The sequence below is a fragment of the Hyalangium sp. genome (assembly GCF_035629615.1).
In the GTDB taxonomy this organism is placed as follows: Bacteria; Myxococcota; Myxococcia; order Myxococcales; family Myxococcaceae; genus Hyalangium.
Genome location: NZ_DASPHO010000589.1, coordinates 1 through 15,550 on the forward strand (window position 1 = coordinate 1; position 15,550 = coordinate 15,550).

The 15,550-nt window shown below is 68.5% G+C and carries 14 protein-coding genes; 6 read left to right on the forward strand and 8 right to left on the reverse strand.

What is annotated here, in order from left to right:
• The 8 genes from VD972_RS29660 to trmB all read right to left on the reverse strand — a co-directional run.
• Positions 1-429, reverse strand: a 429-nt coding sequence (locus VD972_RS29660; RefSeq protein ID WP_324992128.1) for a LysM peptidoglycan-binding domain-containing protein, incomplete at its 3' end; no start/stop codon positions are given.
• 153 nt (positions 430-582) lie between these two features.
• A complete protein-coding gene (locus VD972_RS29665; RefSeq protein WP_324992129.1) occupies positions 583-810 on the reverse strand; it encodes a hypothetical protein in 228 nt (75 codons plus the stop codon).
• 167 nt (positions 811-977) lie between these two features.
• Positions 978-3,929: a helicase C-terminal domain-containing protein gene (locus VD972_RS29670; RefSeq protein WP_324992130.1), complete on the reverse strand. Its 2,952-nt coding sequence runs from the start codon at positions 3,927-3,929 to the stop codon at positions 978-980.
• Positions 3,930-3,972: 43 nt separating this feature from the next.
• Positions 3,973-4,374, reverse strand: a complete 402-nt coding sequence (locus VD972_RS29675; protein WP_324992131.1) for a cupredoxin domain-containing protein — start codon at positions 4,372-4,374, stop codon at positions 3,973-3,975.
• Between the two features lie 11 nt (positions 4,375-4,385).
• Positions 4,386-5,198 (reverse strand): hypothetical protein, encoded by an 813-nt coding sequence (locus tag VD972_RS29680; RefSeq protein WP_324992132.1) that lies wholly within the window; start codon positions 5,196-5,198, stop codon positions 4,386-4,388.
• Between the two features lie 423 nt (positions 5,199-5,621).
• A complete protein-coding gene (locus tag VD972_RS29685; protein ID WP_324992133.1) occupies positions 5,622-6,026 on the reverse strand; it encodes a hypothetical protein in 405 nt (134 codons plus the stop codon).
• 47 nt (positions 6,027-6,073) lie between these two features.
• Positions 6,074-7,132: a diguanylate cyclase gene (locus VD972_RS29690; RefSeq protein WP_324992134.1), complete on the reverse strand. Its 1,059-nt coding sequence runs from the start codon at positions 7,130-7,132 to the stop codon at positions 6,074-6,076.
• Positions 7,133-7,216: 84 nt separating this feature from the next.
• Complete coding sequence (gene trmB / locus VD972_RS29695) at positions 7,217-7,837, reverse strand: tRNA (guanine-N7)-methyltransferase (RefSeq protein ID WP_324992135.1); 621 nt, start codon at positions 7,835-7,837, stop codon at positions 7,217-7,219.
• A gap of 78 nt (positions 7,838-7,915) precedes the next feature.
• On the opposite strand from trmB, the gene VD972_RS29700 reads away from it, so the two are divergent.
• From VD972_RS29700 to VD972_RS29725, 6 genes are all read left to right on the forward strand, one after another.
• Positions 7,916-8,839 carry a bifunctional riboflavin kinase/FAD synthetase gene (locus VD972_RS29700; protein WP_324992136.1) on the forward strand — a complete coding sequence of 308 codons (924 nt, stop codon included), beginning with the start codon at positions 7,916-7,918 and terminating at the stop codon, positions 8,837-8,839.
• A 197-nt stretch (positions 8,840-9,036) separates the two neighbouring features.
• Positions 9,037-10,740, forward strand: a complete 1,704-nt coding sequence (gene pilB, locus VD972_RS29705; RefSeq protein WP_324992137.1) for a type IV-A pilus assembly ATPase PilB — start codon at positions 9,037-9,039, stop codon at positions 10,738-10,740.
• A 63-nt stretch (positions 10,741-10,803) separates the two neighbouring features.
• Positions 10,804-11,916 (forward strand): PilT/PilU family type 4a pilus ATPase, encoded by a 1,113-nt coding sequence (locus tag VD972_RS29710; RefSeq protein WP_324992138.1) that lies wholly within the window; start codon positions 10,804-10,806, stop codon positions 11,914-11,916.
• Positions 11,917-11,971: 55 nt separating this feature from the next.
• On the forward strand, positions 11,972-13,216 hold the full coding sequence (locus tag VD972_RS29715) for a type II secretion system F family protein (protein ID WP_324992139.1): 1,245 nt from the start codon (positions 11,972-11,974) through the stop codon (positions 13,214-13,216).
• A 7-nt stretch (positions 13,217-13,223) separates the two neighbouring features.
• Positions 13,224-14,849 carry a two-component system sensor histidine kinase NtrB gene (locus tag VD972_RS29720; RefSeq protein ID WP_324992140.1) on the forward strand — a complete coding sequence of 542 codons (1,626 nt, stop codon included), beginning with the start codon at positions 13,224-13,226 and terminating at the stop codon, positions 14,847-14,849.
• Between the two features lie 10 nt (positions 14,850-14,859).
• The coding region (locus VD972_RS29725) for a sigma-54-dependent transcriptional regulator (RefSeq protein ID WP_324992141.1) at positions 14,860-15,550 on the forward strand (691 nt) is incomplete at its 3' end.

The following is a 15,550-nucleotide window of genomic DNA, read 5'->3' on the forward strand; positions in this document are numbered from 1 at the left end:
CACTCCGGACTTCTTGAGGGCGGACCCGAGGTTCTTGGGGAAGGCGGCGGCGAGCTTCGCCGTGGCGGACAGCTTGTCGGCGAGGGAGGTGGAGGGGCTCGCCACTGTGTGGAGGGCGTCGACGAGCCTCTGGACCTCCGCGTTCGTCTTCTGGGTCAGCTCCGGGTGACGCTTCCTGGCCTCGTGGATGTTCTTGGGGGGCTTGTCCTGGCTCGAGCTGTTCCCATCATCCCGGTAGGTCGTTCTCATCGGAGGCAGCGTCTTCTGGAGCACGCGTGCCTTCGGGATCCTCAACACCTGGCCGGGGAAGATGCGGTTGACGTCGCTGATACCATTGAGCCGGGAGAGCACCTCGACTGTGACGTCGTGGCGCCGCGCGATCGCGCTCAGGGTGTCGCCCGAGTTCACGCGGTATTCGATGCCGCCCATGGCTCGTCCTCGCTCCTCCCTCCAGGATACCGCCTCCAACATGGGCGGGGGAGGACCGGTGGCTTGAGGCGGCTCAAAGCAGAACCGGCCTCACGCCGGGCTGCTGAGCCCACGTGAAGCCGGTCCGTGTTGCTACCACCGCTGGGGGGAGAGCTACCCGCCGATCATGCGGATGGTCGTCTTCGACAGCTCGTTGATCTGCTTCATCGCCTGGGCGAGCGCCTGGATCAGCTCCTGCTCCTTCTGCATCGTGATCTGCGACCGCATCTGCTCCTGCATCTCCGGGGGAGCGCTGGCCAGCCAGGCCTGCTCCTGGGACGTGTTGGCGCGAACCCCGCCTGCGATGGTGGAGACCATGTCGTTGATGGCTGTGCTGCTCATGGATATGTCCTCGGATTTCAAAGCTTCCTTGAGGGAAGCAGGCCTTCTTGATCTGGATTGTCGGCCCCAGCCGGCAAAAGTTTCCGCCAGGCCGCCGCTTTGCACCAGCTCTCCGATCAGGAACGGGGCAGGCGTCGTTGGTCATTCCTACATTTGAACACATTGCCTCACGGGCGGTGGGGGTCAACGGTGAGGCCCATCTCCCGCAGCTCGGCGTGGAGCTTCAGCCGGGCCTGGGCCCAGGGCAGCGCCTCCACCCGGTAGCCCGAGAGCGCGTCGAGCAGCTGGGCCCGGTAGCTCGGGTTGCCGGGATCGGCGATCACCACCACGCCGCGATCGGCATGGGAGCGGATGAGCCGCCCCACGCCCTGGCGCAGCAGCAGCAACGCCCTCGGCAGCCGGTACTGGACGAAGCCCAGATACTCGCTGCCTCCGCGCGTCAGTGCTTCCTCGCGGGAGGCCACCAGGGGCCGGGTTGGCGGCTCCAGCGGCAGCTTGTCGATGAAGACACACCCCACGCCACGGCCGGGGATGTCCACGCCCTGCCAGAAGCTCTTCGTGCCCAGCAGCACTGTCCCCGCGTCCCGCTCCTGCCTTGCCGCCAGCGAGCGCCCATGCCCGCGCGTCTGCCGCATCACCTCGATGCCCAGCGGCTCCAGCCGCGTCTGGACGGCCAGCGCCACCCGCTCCATGCGCCGCGTGGAGGCGAACAGCCCCAACAGCCGGCCTCCCATGGCCTGCGCCAGCCCGGAGACGCGCATTGCCGCCCACTCCACGAATGGCTCCTCGTGGGCTCGCGGCGCGTCTGTCACCAGCACCACCAGCGCCTGTTCGCGCAGCCGGAAGGGGGAGGGGGCTCGCAGCAGCCGAGGCGCCGGCACCTCGCTCCGTCCGGACAGTCCCAGGCGCCGCAGGACGAACGGGCTCTCGGGCCCCGTGCTCAGTGTGGCCGAGGTGAGCACCAGCGCTCGCTTCGTCGCCGCGAAGTCCTTCGACACGAAGGCCGAGACATCCACGGGCTGTGCCCCCACGCTCCACCGCTGCCGCTTCGGCTCCGCCGTGGCCGCGTAGCACCGCCCCTCGGAGGGCGCTCCCGCAAGCTCCTCCGCCAGGCCTGTCAGATCCGCCAGCTCCGAGGCCGCTCCCGCCAGCTCGCGCTCCAGTGCTGGCTGCCGCACCGCCAGCTCGGGCAGGGCCTCCAGCACGCGCACGGACAGCAGCCTGTGCAGCTCTCGCAGCGCCTCGCGCACCTCCTGGATCCCGTCGCGGACCGGCGCCCACGGGGGCGAGGCCCGCACCGCCGCGGTGATCCTCAGCTCCGGGGCATAGGCCGCCTCGTCCGAGTCCTCGTTGGGCGCCGCCGCGGGCTCGCACAGCGTCGTCACCCGATCGCCCAGGCTCCGGGCCGCGGAGAGCAGGCCGCTGAGCGCGGACTCCACCTCGTTCATCAGCCCGCGCCCCTCCGCCCGCCGCGTGCTCACCAGGGCGCGCCGCAGCTCGGCGAAGAGGCCTCGCCGCCCATCCCGTCCGTGCAGCCGTTCGGTGAGCCGGAAGAAGGCCAGGTCCGACAGCTCCAGGGTGAGCGCCGTGGTGGCCACATCCTCCACCTCGTGCGCCTCGTCGAGCACCAGGTGATCCAGCCGCGGGTAGCGGGGCGGCCACGCGAAGGCCAGCGACTGGTTGATGACGAGCACGTCCGCCGCGCGCGCCTGTGCCACCGCCGAGTGGTAGTAGCAGCGGTGGTAGTGCGGGCAGCGCTCGCCCAGCGTCGTCGCCGCCTCCGAGCGCACCGCTGGCACCAGCATGTGCAGCTGCGGGAAGCGCTCGCGGAACCAGTGGCTCAGCCGATCCAGGTCTCCGTCCGAGCTGCGCCGCAGGAAGGCGCGCAGGTACGCCCGGGGCGCGCGAGCCTCGTGCCTCATCCCCGGCTCCACGAGCGTCGCGTCCAGCGCGCGCCGGCGGCACATGTAGTTCGTCTGTCCCTTGAGCAGGGCGTACCCGAAGGCGCCCCCCGTGGCGCGGTGCAGCCGCGGCAGGTCCTTCTCGATGAGCTGGTCCTGTAGCGTCTTGGTGTGCGGCGCCACCGCCACCTTCCGCCCGTTTCGCGCCGCGAACAGCGCCGCCGGGGCCAGGTAGGCCAGCGACTTGCCCGTTCCCGTGCTCGCCTCGACAGCCAGCTGTCCTCCCTCGGAGAGCGTGCGCGCCACCGCCTGCGACATCTCGAGCTGGGCGGGCCGGCTCTTGAAGCCCTCCTCCAACTGCTCCAGCGCGCCCCCAGCGCCCAGCAGTGCCGCCACCTCCTCGGAGCGCACGGGCTGCACGGGCGTCCCAGGCTCGGGCTCGGGCGGAGCCTTGGCGCCCCCCGCACGCAGGCGCTCCGGACGGCCTGGCAGGAAGCCCCCGGTCCGCTCCAGCTTCAACGGCACCGGCGTGGCCCGGCACGCCTCCCACAGGCGGTAGAGCAGCGCCACCAGGGGGCCTTCCTCCGACGCACTGGCCTCTTCCACCGACGCCTCGCCCGCCTCCGCCTGGGCCAGCCTCAGCACCGCACGCGTCCGCGGCTCCAGCGTGGTCAGCAGATCCGCGATGTCCTCCGCGCGGCCCTCGCGGATGCACCCCTCCAGCGCATGCACGAGCACCGCGTGCGTCGCCAGGCAGTCCGTCACCACACGGTGCGCCGTGCGCGGCTTCTGCCCCGCCCACCGCAGCATCGCCTCCAGCGAGTGGCTCGACAGCTCCGGGTGCAGGTAGTGCAGCAGCTCGCACGAGTCGAGCACCGGGGCGCGGATGGGCCCCAGCAGCTCCGGCAGGAAGCCCTTCTCGAAGGGCGCGTTGTGCGCCACCACCGTCCAGCCCGTGAGCGCCTCGCGCAGCTCCTCCATATCGCTGCCGAACCGAGGCCGGCCCGCGAGCAGCGCATCGTCAATGCCCGTCAGCCGGCGGATGGTGATGGGCAGCGGCCGGGAGGGCGAGTACAGCCGGGCGATGCGGCGTACCTCCTGGCCGTTCTCGAAGAAGAGCGCGCCCAGCTCGATGACCTCGTCCACACGGGGATCCAGCCCCGTCGTCTCGAGGTCGAGGAACACATGCCGCGTGAAGAGCTCCGCCGCGCCGCCCATGGGTAGGGCCCAGCCTAGCCGCCTTCCGGCGTCGGGCCGAGCCTCACTCCACCATGAACGTGCCGCTGATCATCTGCCCCATCGCGCAGCCATAGGTGAGGGTCCCCGTCTTGTTCGGGGTGAACGCGATTTCCACGGGCGTGTTGAGGGGCAGCGGCGCGTTGACACCGTGCTCCTTCATGATGATCTCGGTGGCGCAGGTCTGCTCCGTCTTCCGTGTCACCACCAGCATCACCGGCTCGTCCTTCTTCAGGGTGATGGGGGAGGGCTCGTAGCCCTTCTCCGTCACGCTCAGGGAGATGACGCGCGGGCCCGCCCCGGACTTGCGAGCCTCCGCGGGCGGCGGCTCTGCCTTCGGCTCCTTGGAGCACCCCTGCTGCGAGAGGACCGCCGCTGTGGCGGCCAGCGCCAGCAGCGGCTTGATGATCTTCGAGAATAAACGCATGCGGTCCTCTTCTACTCGGCGGAGGCCGGCTCCGCAGGAGGCGGGGCGCCCGCCTCGAAGCGCAGGATGGCGTGCAGAGGGACGAAGACCTCATTGCCAGGCTCGCCCAGCAGCAGATCGAACCGACCCGCCTTCTGCAGCGTCATCTTCAAGGTAACACCGTTGCGGAGCACCAGGCGGACGGGCTGGCCCACCTGCGGCAGGAAGGGACGCGGATCAGAGTACGGGCGCTTGTCCGGCTGCCGGGCCACGCTCGAGGGCTTCTGGGTGAGCTTCTGATCCCGCTCCAGCGAGGGCAGCATCTTCTCCCAGTCACTGCGGCGCGTCAGCAGCACCACCTGGAGCTTCTCCAGCCGCCCGGTGCGCTCGAAGACGAAGGCGATGGGCTCCTCGGAGATGAGGGTGTCCAGCACCGTCCGCTCGGCCAGCACCACTGCCAGCTCCGTCTTCGCCGTCACCAGCCCGGACAGGAAGTCGGCCACCGCGGCGTTCTCCACCTCGCCACGAGCCTGCTTGATGGCGGCCTTGCGCTGGGTGCGCTCCTTGCGCGCCATGAACTCCGTGACGGTCATCCCGCTCTGCACCACGCCGAACGCGTCCCCGAGCGACAGCCCCGGGGTCTTGCCGATCAGCTCGTACACCTGGTCGAAGCGCTTCGCCTCCTCGGCGTGCAGCTTGCGCCAGATGCGGCACTTCATCTTCCCTTCCAGCTCACCCTTGGCGATGCGCGCGGGCACACGCTCTTTCACCGCCAGAGCCTGGATCTGCTCCGGCGTCGGAGGAGGGCGGGGAGGGCCTCGCGGGGCGAAGCGCGCGGCCCCCATGGGACGCGGCGCTCCAGGCCCCGCGCCCGGTCCTCGGGGAGGGCCTCCTGGCCGGGGCGCGGGCCGCGGTGCCGGTACGGCCACGCTGGAAGGGTCGCTGGGAGAAGCGCTGGGAGGGGCGCTCGCGGTGACTGGCCGCGGTGTGGGGGCCGGCAGCGGAGCGCTGGGGATGGCAGGCCGCGGTGCCGCTGGCACGGGCACGCTGGCAGCTGCGGGCCGTGGCACGGGCGTCGCTGTGGGACGCGGCGTGGGAGTAGGACTGGGGGTAGGGCCCTGTGTCGGGGATGGCGCGGGCGACACGCTACCCGGCGTCGCCGCAGCAGGGCGCCGGATGACCTCGACTGCGGGTACGACCCGCCGTGGTTTCCGATCGTTCACGTTCTCACGCTACCTGATAGCCATGACGGGAGGGAGCACAAGGGCTCATGGCTTGAGTGAATCCGATAAATCAACCTTCCACCCAGAGGGCTCGCGGACCAGCCGCACCTCGCGCGCCTGTCCAGAGGAGACCACGCGCACAGTGGCCACGCCCCCCTCCTCTCGCACCAACGTAATCTCCGTAACATCCGAGGGGGGACCGGAATTCATGAAGAGCAGCTCGTAGGGCTCGGCCTTCACGTTGCCCCCGGAGGCCTCCTTCATCACCTGGGCTCGGGCCGTGAGCAGGTCCCGGGTGGCTTGGGACAGTGCGCCATAAGCCTTCTTGAACTCCCCCCGCTGCACCTGCTCATGGAAGGAGGTGTAGGCATTTTGGGGCGTGTCGAATCCGGACTTGCCACAGCCGCCAAGGGCGAGCAGGGCCAGCACGAGCAGGGCGGGCAGACGCATGAGCTCCGATCTAGGCCAAAGACCGCCCGGCGCAAAGCGCTACGACATCACTCTTCATGCTGGCGGACGCGGTTGCGGCCTGCTCCCTTGGCTGCATAGAGGCACTCGTCCGCGGCGCGCAGCAGCTCCTCGGGCGTCTGGAGGGAGGGGGAGGGGATGGAGGCCAGCCCCAGCGAGGCGGTGCAGCGCACCATCTTCTTCGTCCCATCCGACCCCTGGTACTCCAGCTCCAGGGCTTCGATGGCCTCGCGCACCCGCTCACACGCTAGCAGCGCCTCCGGGGGGTTCGTCTCCGGCAGCAGGGCGATGAGCTCCTCGCCCCCGTAGCGAGCCAGCATGTCCACCTCGCGCAGCCGCGCCCGCGTCACCTGGGCCACCGCGCGCAGCACCTCGTCCCCGAAGGGGTGCCCGTAGGTGTCGTTGACGCGCTTGAAGTAGTCGATGTCCAGCATCACCAGGGACAGCGGCGCGCGGTAGCGCCGGGCGCGGGCGAACTCCTCCTGCAGCCGCTCCTCGAAGTAGCGGCGGTTGCTCAGGCTGGTGAGCGGATCGGTGCGGCTGAGCGCCAGCAGCTCCTCGCGCTTGCGCGCCAGCTCCTTGTTGGCCCGGTCCAGCTCCCGGTTCTTGTCAATCAGCGCGTCCTGCAGCGCCTTGAGCCGCAGCATGGACTTCACCCGAGCGCCCAGCTCCAGCATGTCGAAGGGCTTCACCAGGTAGTCATCCGCGCCCAGCTCCAGCCCCTCCACCTTGCCGGCCGCCTGCCGCGCCGTCATCAAGATAACGGGGATGAACCCAAAGCCCCCCTCGCCCGAGTTGGCCTTGATGATGCGGCACACCTCCACCCCACCCAGGCCCGGCATCTCCACGTCCATGAGGATGAGATCCGGCCGGTGCTCGCGGATGGCCGACAGCGCCTGCGCCCCATCCCTTGCCTCGCGGAAGCGGTAGCCGTGCGGCGCCAGCCCCTGGCGCACATGCTGCACGTGCGCCGGATCGTCATCCACGATCAGGACGGTGCGGTCCGAATAGTCGCCGCCGGACACCGCACGGCGGCTGCCCTCCGGCGACTTCTTGGTGGTGCTGCTCTCCGGCATTGTCTCCCCCATCCGGAAGAATCCTCCTGCCGCACGGGCGGTGCCGGATTCTCTCCAGTCAGGGGGGGGAAGCCAAGCCACCCCCTCGGTGATTTTTCAACCCGGCTTGACGAGTCGGCCCCGGTAGACGGGCTCGCCACTCTGGAGGTAGCGCCGCTCTCGGGTGGAGGGGACCTCCTCGGGATCATACGGATGGAAGGCCCCCGGCCCGAGCGGGTTGACGAAGCCAGCCTCCTCCAGGATGGCCAGCATCCCGTGCCCCCGATCCTCCACGTCCGTGCGCAGATCGAACCGGCCGCCCGGGTGCAACCTGTTCAAAAGGAGACGGGCGAACTCCGGCTGGATGATGGCGCGCTTGAAGTGGGCCCGCTTCCACCAGGGATCCGGGAACTGGAGGTGGATGGCGGACAGGGAGCCTGGGGCGAAGATGCGGGGCACCACGGAGCGCGCGTCGGCCTCGATGACGCGCAGGTTCTTCAGGCCCATCTTCTCGCCGCGGGACAGGGTGTCGCGGGCGTACTTCTTGCGCCACTCGAAGGCCACGTAGCGCACCTCGGGGTGGCGCCGGCAGTACTCCAGCGCATGGCCTCCGGCTCCCGAGCCCATCTCCAGCTCCAGCGGGCCGGAGAAGCCGAACTCCGCGTCCCAGTCTGGAGGAGCTTCCAGCTTGACGAACTTCAGGCCGACCGGGTCGGGCAGCAGGCGGGGGCGAGCCATGGGGTACGCCGCGCTCTATGCCCCACAGGGGCGGGCTTGAACAGGGCAAAAGCGCGGGGTTGAAGGTATACCGGCGGCATGAAGCTCTTCCACTCGATGGCGGAGGCGCGGGAGCTGGCCGGATCAGCCGTCGCGCTGGGCAACTTCGACGGCGTGCACGTGGGCCACCAGGCCCTCTTTGCCGAGGCGCGCCGCCACGCTCCCTGCGTCGCGCTCACCTTTCAACCCCACCCCGGCAAGGTGCTGCAGCCGGAGCTGGCGCCCAAGCTCATCACCCTGCTGCCGCGCAAGCTGGAGCTCTTCGAGACCCATGGCCTGGACGCCGCGGTGGTGCAGCCCTTCACCCGCGAGTATGCACGCACCCCGGCCGCCGCCTTCGAGGAGTCCCTGCTGGACGTGATGGGCGCCCGGCATCTGGTGGTGGGCAGCGACTTCACCTACGGGGCGGCCCGGGCCGGCACCGTCCTCACCCTGCGAGACGCAGCGGCCCGGCGCGGCGCCGAGGTGCACGTGGTGCCGCCCGTCGCCGTGGATGGCGTGGTGGCCTCCTCCAGCAAAGTCCGCGAGTACATCCTCGAGGGCCGCGTCTCCGCGGCGCACCGGCTGCTCGGGCGGCCCTTTGATCTGGACGGCACGGTGGTGCCGGGCGCAGGGCGCGGCCGGGGCATCGGCTTTCCCACCGCCAACGTGGACACGCAGAACGAGCTGCGGCCCGCCCCTGGCGTCTACGCCATCCGGGTGCGCCTGAAGGACGAGCTGCACGGCCCCTGGCGCCCTGGAGCCGCCAATATCGGCGTCAAGCCCACCTTTGGGGGGTCCGTCGTCACCATCGAGGCCCACCTGCTGGATTTCCAGGGGGATCTCTACGGGAAGGAATTGCGCGTACAGTTCCTGGAGCGCCTGCGCCCCGAGCAGCGTTTTGGCTCCGTGGCCGAACTCGTGGGGCAGATCAAGCGGGATGTCGAGGCTGCTCGCACGGTGATCGCGCGAGCAGACGATTGAGGCCCTTCCAGGGTTTTCCTGTGTCGGTTCAATGGTTTGGCGCTTCTGGACGCTTTGGGCACTTACCTTGACAGGCTGTGTGCCGCTTCTCTCTAATCCAGGGAGGATCTGACATCAGGTCCGTTCCACCTGCCCCTGCTTGGCGCATGGCGTCCTGGGGGCGATTGCTCGTCTTTCCTTCCGTTCGAGGCTGCTGAATGTCTGGTCGACTTGGTGAACTGCTGGTCCGCGAGAACCTCATCACCGTTCAGGCGCTGCGCAAAGCGCAGGAGGAGCAGCAGAAGAGCGGGGCGCGCATCGGCACCGCGCTCATCCGGACGGGGGCCATCGAGGAGTCCAAGCTCACGGACTTCCTCTCCAAGCAGTACGGCGTCCCCGCCATCAACCTGAAGGACTTCGACATCGACCCGGAGATCATCAAGCTGGTCCCCAAGGAGGTCGCCGAGAAGCACCTGGTCATCCCCGTCAACCGCGCGGGCCCCTCGCTCATCGTCGCGATGTGTGATCCGTCCAACATCTACGCGGTGGACGACATGAAGTTCCTCACCGGCTACAACATCGAGTCGGTGGTGGCCTCGGAGATCTCCATCCGCGAGGCGATCGAGCGCTACTACGCGGAGAAGGGCCCCTCGCTGGGCGACATCGTCAACGAGATGGACGACGCCGACATCGAGGTCGACAAGAAAGAGGACGAGAACATCGAGGAGATGGCCAAGGCCGCGGACGACGCGCCCGTGGTCAAGCTGGTGAACCTCATCCTCATGGACGCCATCAAGAAGGGCGCGTCCGATATCCACGTGGAGCCCTACGAGAAGGACTTCCGTGTCCGCTTCCGCATCGACGGCTCGCTCTATGAAGTCATGCGCCCGCCGATGAAGCTGCGCAACGCCATCACCAGCCGTCTGAAGATCATGGCGGAGCTGGACATCTCCGAGCGCCGCCTGCCGCAGGACGGCCGCATCAAGATCAAGATGGGTGGCGGCAAGGAGATGGACTTCCGCGTCAGCGTGTGCCCCACGCTGTTCGGCGAGAAAGTCGTGATGCGTCTGTTGGACAAGTCGAACCTCCAGCTGGACATGACGAAGCTGGGCTTCGATGCGCAGCCGCTCGCGTGGTTCAAGGAGGCCATCGAGCGTCCCTACGGCATGGTGCTGGTGACGGGCCCCACGGGCTCCGGCAAGACGACGACGCTGTACTCGGCGCTCTCCTCGCTCAACCAGATCGACACCAACATCTCCACCGCGGAGGACCCGGTCGAGTTCAACTTCGCCGGCATCAACCAGGTGCAGATGCATGAAGACATCGGCCTGAACTTCGCCGCGGCGCTGCGCAGCTTCCTGCGTCAGGACCCCGACATCATCATGATCGGCGAGATCCGAGACTTCGAGACGGGTGAGATCGCCGTCAAGGCGGCGCTCACCGGCCACCTGGTGCTCTCCACGCTGCACACCAACGACGCCCCAGGCACGGTGAGCCGTCTGCTCAACATGGGCATCGAGCCCTTCCTCGTGACGGCCTCGCTCAACCTCATCCTTGCCCAGCGTCTGTGCCGCCGCCTCTGCAAGGAGTGCAAGCGTCCGGCGACCGAGGTGGACGAGAAGGCACTCATCGACGCGGGCGTGCCCCCGGAGAAGATGGGCTCCTTCACCATGTATGAGAAGGTTGGCTGCCGCGAGTGCAACGATCGTGGCTACCGCGGCCGTGTGGCCGTGTACGAGGTCATGCCCTTCTGGGACGGCCTCAAGGAGCTGGTCATCAACGGCGCCTCCACCAACGAGCTGAAGCAGGAGGCCATCCGCCTGGGCATGAGCTCTCTGCGCATGTCCGCCCTGGCGAAGATGATGGACGGCGTCACCACGCTCGACGAGGTGGTCTCCAACACCGCTCCTGACCGCTTCTAGCCGCCGCTCTCTCCACCCATCTCCACCCACTCCACACCCCACAGCATCTGAGGGATTCCTTCCGTGGCAAACCTGCACCAGCTTCTCAAGGCGATGGTCGAGAAGGGCGCTTCCGACCTCCACATCACCACTGGCTCACCGCCCCAGCTCCGGGTGGACGGCGAGCTGGTGCCGCTGAAGACGGCGCCCCTCACGCCGGTGGAGACCAAGCAGCTCTGCTACTCGATCCTCACGGATGCCCAGAAGCACAAGTTCGAGGAGGACAACGAGCTGGATCTGTCCTTCGGCGTGAAGGGCCTGTCGCGCTTCCGCGCCAACGTCTACATGCAGCGCGGCGCGGTGGCCGGTGCCTTCCGGACCATTCCGTTCAAGATCCTCACCTTCGCGGAGCTGGGCCTGCCGCCCATCGTGGCGGAGCTGGTGAAGCGCCCCCGCGGCCTCATCCTCGTCACCGGCCCCACGGGCTCCGGCAAGTCCACGACGCTGGCGTCCATGATCGACAAGATCAACAGCGAGCGTCATGAGCACATCATGACGATCGAGGATCCGATCGAGTACCTGCACCCGCACAAGAACTGCCTCGTCAACCAGCGCGAGGTGGGCGCGGACACGCGCAACTTCAAGACGGCGCTCAAGTACATCCTCCGCCAGGACCCGGACATCGTGCTGGTGGGCGAGCTGCGAGACCTGGAGACGATCGAGGCGGCGCTCACCATCGCCGAGACGGGCCACACCTGCTACGCCACGCTGCACACCAACAGCGCGGTGCAGACGATCAACCGCGTGCTGGACGTGTTCCCGCCGTACCAGCAGCCGCAGGTGCGCGCTCAGCTGTCCTTCGTGCTCGAGGGCGTGATGAGCCAGTCCCTGGTGGCCAAGGCGGGCGGCCCGGGCCGCGTGCTGGCGCTGGAGGTCATGATCCCCACGCCCGCAATCCGCAACCTCATCCGTGAGGACAAGGTCCACCAGGTCTACTCCTCCATGCAGGTGGGCCAGGCGAAGTACGGCATGCAGACGTTCAACCAGGCCCTGGCGGCGCTCCTGGCGCGGCGCCTCATCAGCCAGGAGGAGGCCTTCGGCCGCTCGAGCGATCCCGAGGAGCTGCGCAACATCCTGTCGGGCAGCATGCCGGGCATGCAGCAGGGGCGGCCAGGCGGCGGAGCCCCTGGCCGTTAGTTATGGGTTTTAGAGACGAGCGGTAGACTGGCAGTTCCCGCGGAGGTCCAGAGTCATGGCGGCACCAGCACTTCAGAAGACATCGTCGGCGAAGAAGACCACCCAGTGGCTCTGGGAGGCCAAGTCCAAGGGCGGGGAGGTCAAGAAGGGCGAGATGGAGGCCTTTGACGCCGAGGCCGTCAACGCGCGCCTCAAGTCCCTGGGGCTCAACCCCGTCAAGGTCAAGAAGAAGCCGTACGAGATCAACCTCCCCGCGTTCGGCGGCGGAGTGACAGGTAAGGACATCCTTATCTTCACCCGTCAGTTCGCGACGATGATCGACGCCGGCCTCCCGCTGGTGCAGTGCCTCGACATCCTCGGCAGCCAGATGGACAACCCCATCTTCCGCAAGGTGCTCTTCCAGATCAAAGCCAAGGTCGAGCAGGGCTCCACCTTCGCGGACGCGCTCAAGGAGCACCCCAAGGTCTTCGACGAGCTCTTCGTGCAGCTGTGCGCCGCGGGCGAGGTGGGCGGTATCCTCGACACCATCCTCAACCGTCTGGCGGCCTACCGCGAGAAGGCGGAGAAGCTCAAGCGCAAGGTCAAGGGCGCGATGATCTATCCCGCCATCGTCCTCGTCGTGGCCATCGGCGTGACGGCGCTGCTGCTGCTCAAGGTGACGCCCGTGTTCGCGAAGATGTTCGGGGACTTCGGCTCGGCGCTGCCAGGGCCCACCCAGTTCGTGGTGGATCTGTCCGAGTGGCTGCAGAACTGGATCCTGCACCTGCTGGCCAGCATCGCCGCCTTCTTCTTCACCATCGTCACCATCTACCGGAACCCCAAGGGGCGAAAGGTGATGGACAAGATCATGCTGAAGGCGCCGCTCTTCGGGCCCGTGCTCCGCAAGGTGGCGGTGGCGCGCTTCACCCGCACGCTGGGAACGATGATCTCCTCGGGTGTGCCCATCCTGGACGCGCTGGACGTGACGGCGAAGACGGCCGGTAATCGCACCGTGGAAGAGGCCATCTACTACGTCCGCGGCAAGATCGCGGAGGGCAAGAACATCGCCGGCCCGCTGAGTGACACCAACGTGTTCCCGTCCATGGTGGTGCAGATGATCGGCGTGGGTGAGGCCACGGGCGCCATGGACGCGATGCTCAACAAGATCGCCGACTTCTATGATGACGAGGTGGACACGGCTGTTGCCGGCCTCACGGCCATGATCGAGCCGATCATGATGGTGTTCCTCGGCGGCGTGGTCGGTGGCTTCCTCATCGCGATGTACTTGCCCATCTTCTCCATCGCCGGTGCCATCAAGTAGATCTCCGGTGCTCGCTCCTCTGCCGGGCGAGCCCGAGCTGCGGGTCCGGTTGACGTGGCTGTCCGTCTTCCGGACCATCGCCACCAGCCTGCTGCTGGCCGTCTTCGCGCTGCGGCTACTCGCGTCTTCACCGACGCGTGAGCTGTCGCCCGAGGACTCGCTGGTCTTCCTGGGCATCGGGCTCGTCTACGTCCTCACGCTGATCTACGGCCTGTGGCTGCGCAAGGGCCGGGTGAGCCGCACCGCCGCCGTGGTGCAGGTGGGGGGAGACATCCTCATCGCCTCGGGCCTGGTGTCCGTGACGGGTGGGGCGGACTCTCCCGTCTCCTTCACGTACTCGCTGGCGGTCATCGCGGCGTCCATCCTCCTGTCCCAGAGGGGGGCCTTCGTGACAGCCGCGGCGTGCTCCGGGGCCTACGGCGCCATCGTGGCCCAGCACCTGCTGAAGCTGGGGGCCCAGGCACCCGCGGCGATGGGGGTGCGCATCGGCTTCACCTTCGCCACCAACGTCCTGGCGTATTTCCTCATCGCCGCGCTGGCGGGCTACCTCAGCCGGCAGCTCTTGGCGGCCGGTGGGCGGCTCTCGGCCAGCCAGGCGGATCTGCAGCGGCTGGCCACGCTCCACGAGCAGATCCTCGACAGCACCCCCTCCGGGCTCCTCACGTGCGAGGAGGATGGGCGCATCACCTTCATCAACCGCGCGGCCCTGAGCATCCTCGGCCTGGAGGGCTCCGCCGCGCGGGCCCGGCGGGTGCAGGAGCTGCTGCCCGGGCTGCCGGAGATGGAGCGGGTGCCTCGCTCCGAGCTCAAGGTGGACACCCCTCGGGGGCCTCGCATCCTGGGCCTCACGCTCGCGCCGCTGGAGGGTACAGGCCGCGCCGCGCGCCTCATCGTCTTCCAGGATCTGACGGCGCTGCGGCGCGCCGAGGACGAGCTGCGGCAGGCGGACAGGCTCGCGGCGCTGGGGACCATGGCGGCGCAGCTGGCGCACGAGATCCGCAACCCGCTGGCGGCCATGCGGGGCTCGGCGCAGATGCTCGCCCAGGATGGAGCGGGGGATCCGGGCTCGTCACGGCTGACGGCCATTCTCCTGCGCGAGTCGGATCGGCTCTCCCGGCTGGTGGAGGAGTTCCTGCGCTTCGCTCGCCCGCCCAAGCCAGTGCTCCGGCCCGTGGGGTTGGAGCTGCTGGTGCGGCAGCTGATGGAGATGCTGCAGACGGATCCGCTCAGCCGCGGGGTGGAGCTGGAGCTGGAGCTGCAGCCCGTGGCGGCCATGGTGGATCCGGATCAGGTCCGCCAGGTGCTGCTCAACCTGGTGCGCAATGCCTTCGAGGCGGTAGGGACAGGGGGAAGCGTCCGGGTGACGCTGTCGGGCGAGGGTGGGATGGCGCGGCTGTGTGTGTGGGATTCGGCGGGCTCCATCCCCGAGTCACACCTGGGGCGTATCTTCGAGCCATTCTTCACCACACGAAGTGGCGGGACGGGGCTGGGGCTGGCTACGGCATACTCCATTGTGCGGGCGCACGAGGGTCGGATGCAGGTCACCTCCACGCCCGAGGCGGGGACGGAGTTCGTGGTGGAGCTGCCACTGGCCGCGGAGGAGGTGCAGGGTGCACGTGCTAGTAGTGGATGACGAGCTGTCGATGCGCGAGTACCTCGAGATGCTGTTGGCTCGGGTGGGGTACCGCGTGAGCGTCGCCGGGAACGAGAAGGCCGCCGTCGAGACGCTGGGAGCTGGCGGCGTGGACGTCGTCATCTCCGACATGAAGCTGGGCGGGGGCAGCGGGCTGAACGTGCTGAAGGCCGCGCGTTCGGTGTCTGCGCCGCCCGAGGTCATCCTCATCACCGCCTTTGGCACGCCCGCGGCCGCGGTGGAGGCGATGCGGGCGGGCGCTTACGACTACATCTGCAAGCCCTTCGACAACGAAGAGCTGAAGCTGCTGGTGCAGAAGGCGCTGGAGAAGCGCGGGCTGCGCGAGGAGAACCGGCAGCTGCGCCGCTCGCTGAGCGGCATGCGCGGGCTGTGGGTGGGAGAGAGCCCGGCGATGCAGGAGGTCTGGGGCCTGGTGGAGAAGGTGGCCCCCAGCCGCACCACCGTCCTCATCACCGGTGAGAGCGGCACCGGCAAGGAGCTGGTGGCGCGTGCGCTCCACCTGCGGAGCACGCGTGCGGGCGCGCCCTTCCTCCCCGTCAACTGCGCGGCGCTCAACGAGGGCGTGCTGGAGAGCGAGCTGTTCGGCCATGTGAAGGGGGCCTTCACAGGCGCCCAGGCGGACCGGGCCGGCATCCTCGTCTCGGCGGGGGAGGGCACCGTCTTCCTCGATGAGATTGGCG

Bases quoted from the DNA above. Each gene is read 5' to 3' on its own strand.
- VD972_RS29665 (WP_324992129.1), bottom strand. From the start codon at position 810: ATGAGCAGCACAGCCATCAACGACATGGTCTCCACCATCGCAGGCGGG.
- VD972_RS29670 (WP_324992130.1), bottom strand. From the start codon at position 3,929: ATGGGCGGCGCGGCGGAGCTCTTCACGCGGCATGTGTTCCTCGACCTC.
- VD972_RS29675 (WP_324992131.1), bottom strand. From the start codon at position 4,374: ATGCGTTTATTCTCGAAGATCATCAAGCCGCTGCTGGCGCTGGCCGCC.
- VD972_RS29680 (WP_324992132.1), bottom strand. From the start codon at position 5,198: ATGGGGGCCGCGCGCTTCGCCCCGCGAGGCCCTCCCCGCCCTCCTCCG.
- VD972_RS29685 (WP_324992133.1), bottom strand. From the start codon at position 6,026: ATGCGTCTGCCCGCCCTGCTCGTGCTGGCCCTGCTCGCCCTTGGCGGC.
- VD972_RS29690 (WP_324992134.1), bottom strand. From the start codon at position 7,132: ATGGGGGAGACAATGCCGGAGAGCAGCACCACCAAGAAGTCGCCGGAG.
- trmB (WP_324992135.1), bottom strand. From the start codon at position 7,837: ATGGCTCGCCCCCGCCTGCTGCCCGACCCGGTCGGCCTGAAGTTCGTC.
- VD972_RS29700 (WP_324992136.1), top strand. From the start codon at position 7,916: ATGAAGCTCTTCCACTCGATGGCGGAGGCGCGGGAGCTGGCCGGATCA.
- pilB (WP_324992137.1), top strand. From the start codon at position 9,037: ATGTCTGGTCGACTTGGTGAACTGCTGGTCCGCGAGAACCTCATCACC.
- VD972_RS29715 (WP_324992139.1), top strand. From the start codon at position 11,972: ATGGCGGCACCAGCACTTCAGAAGACATCGTCGGCGAAGAAGACCACC.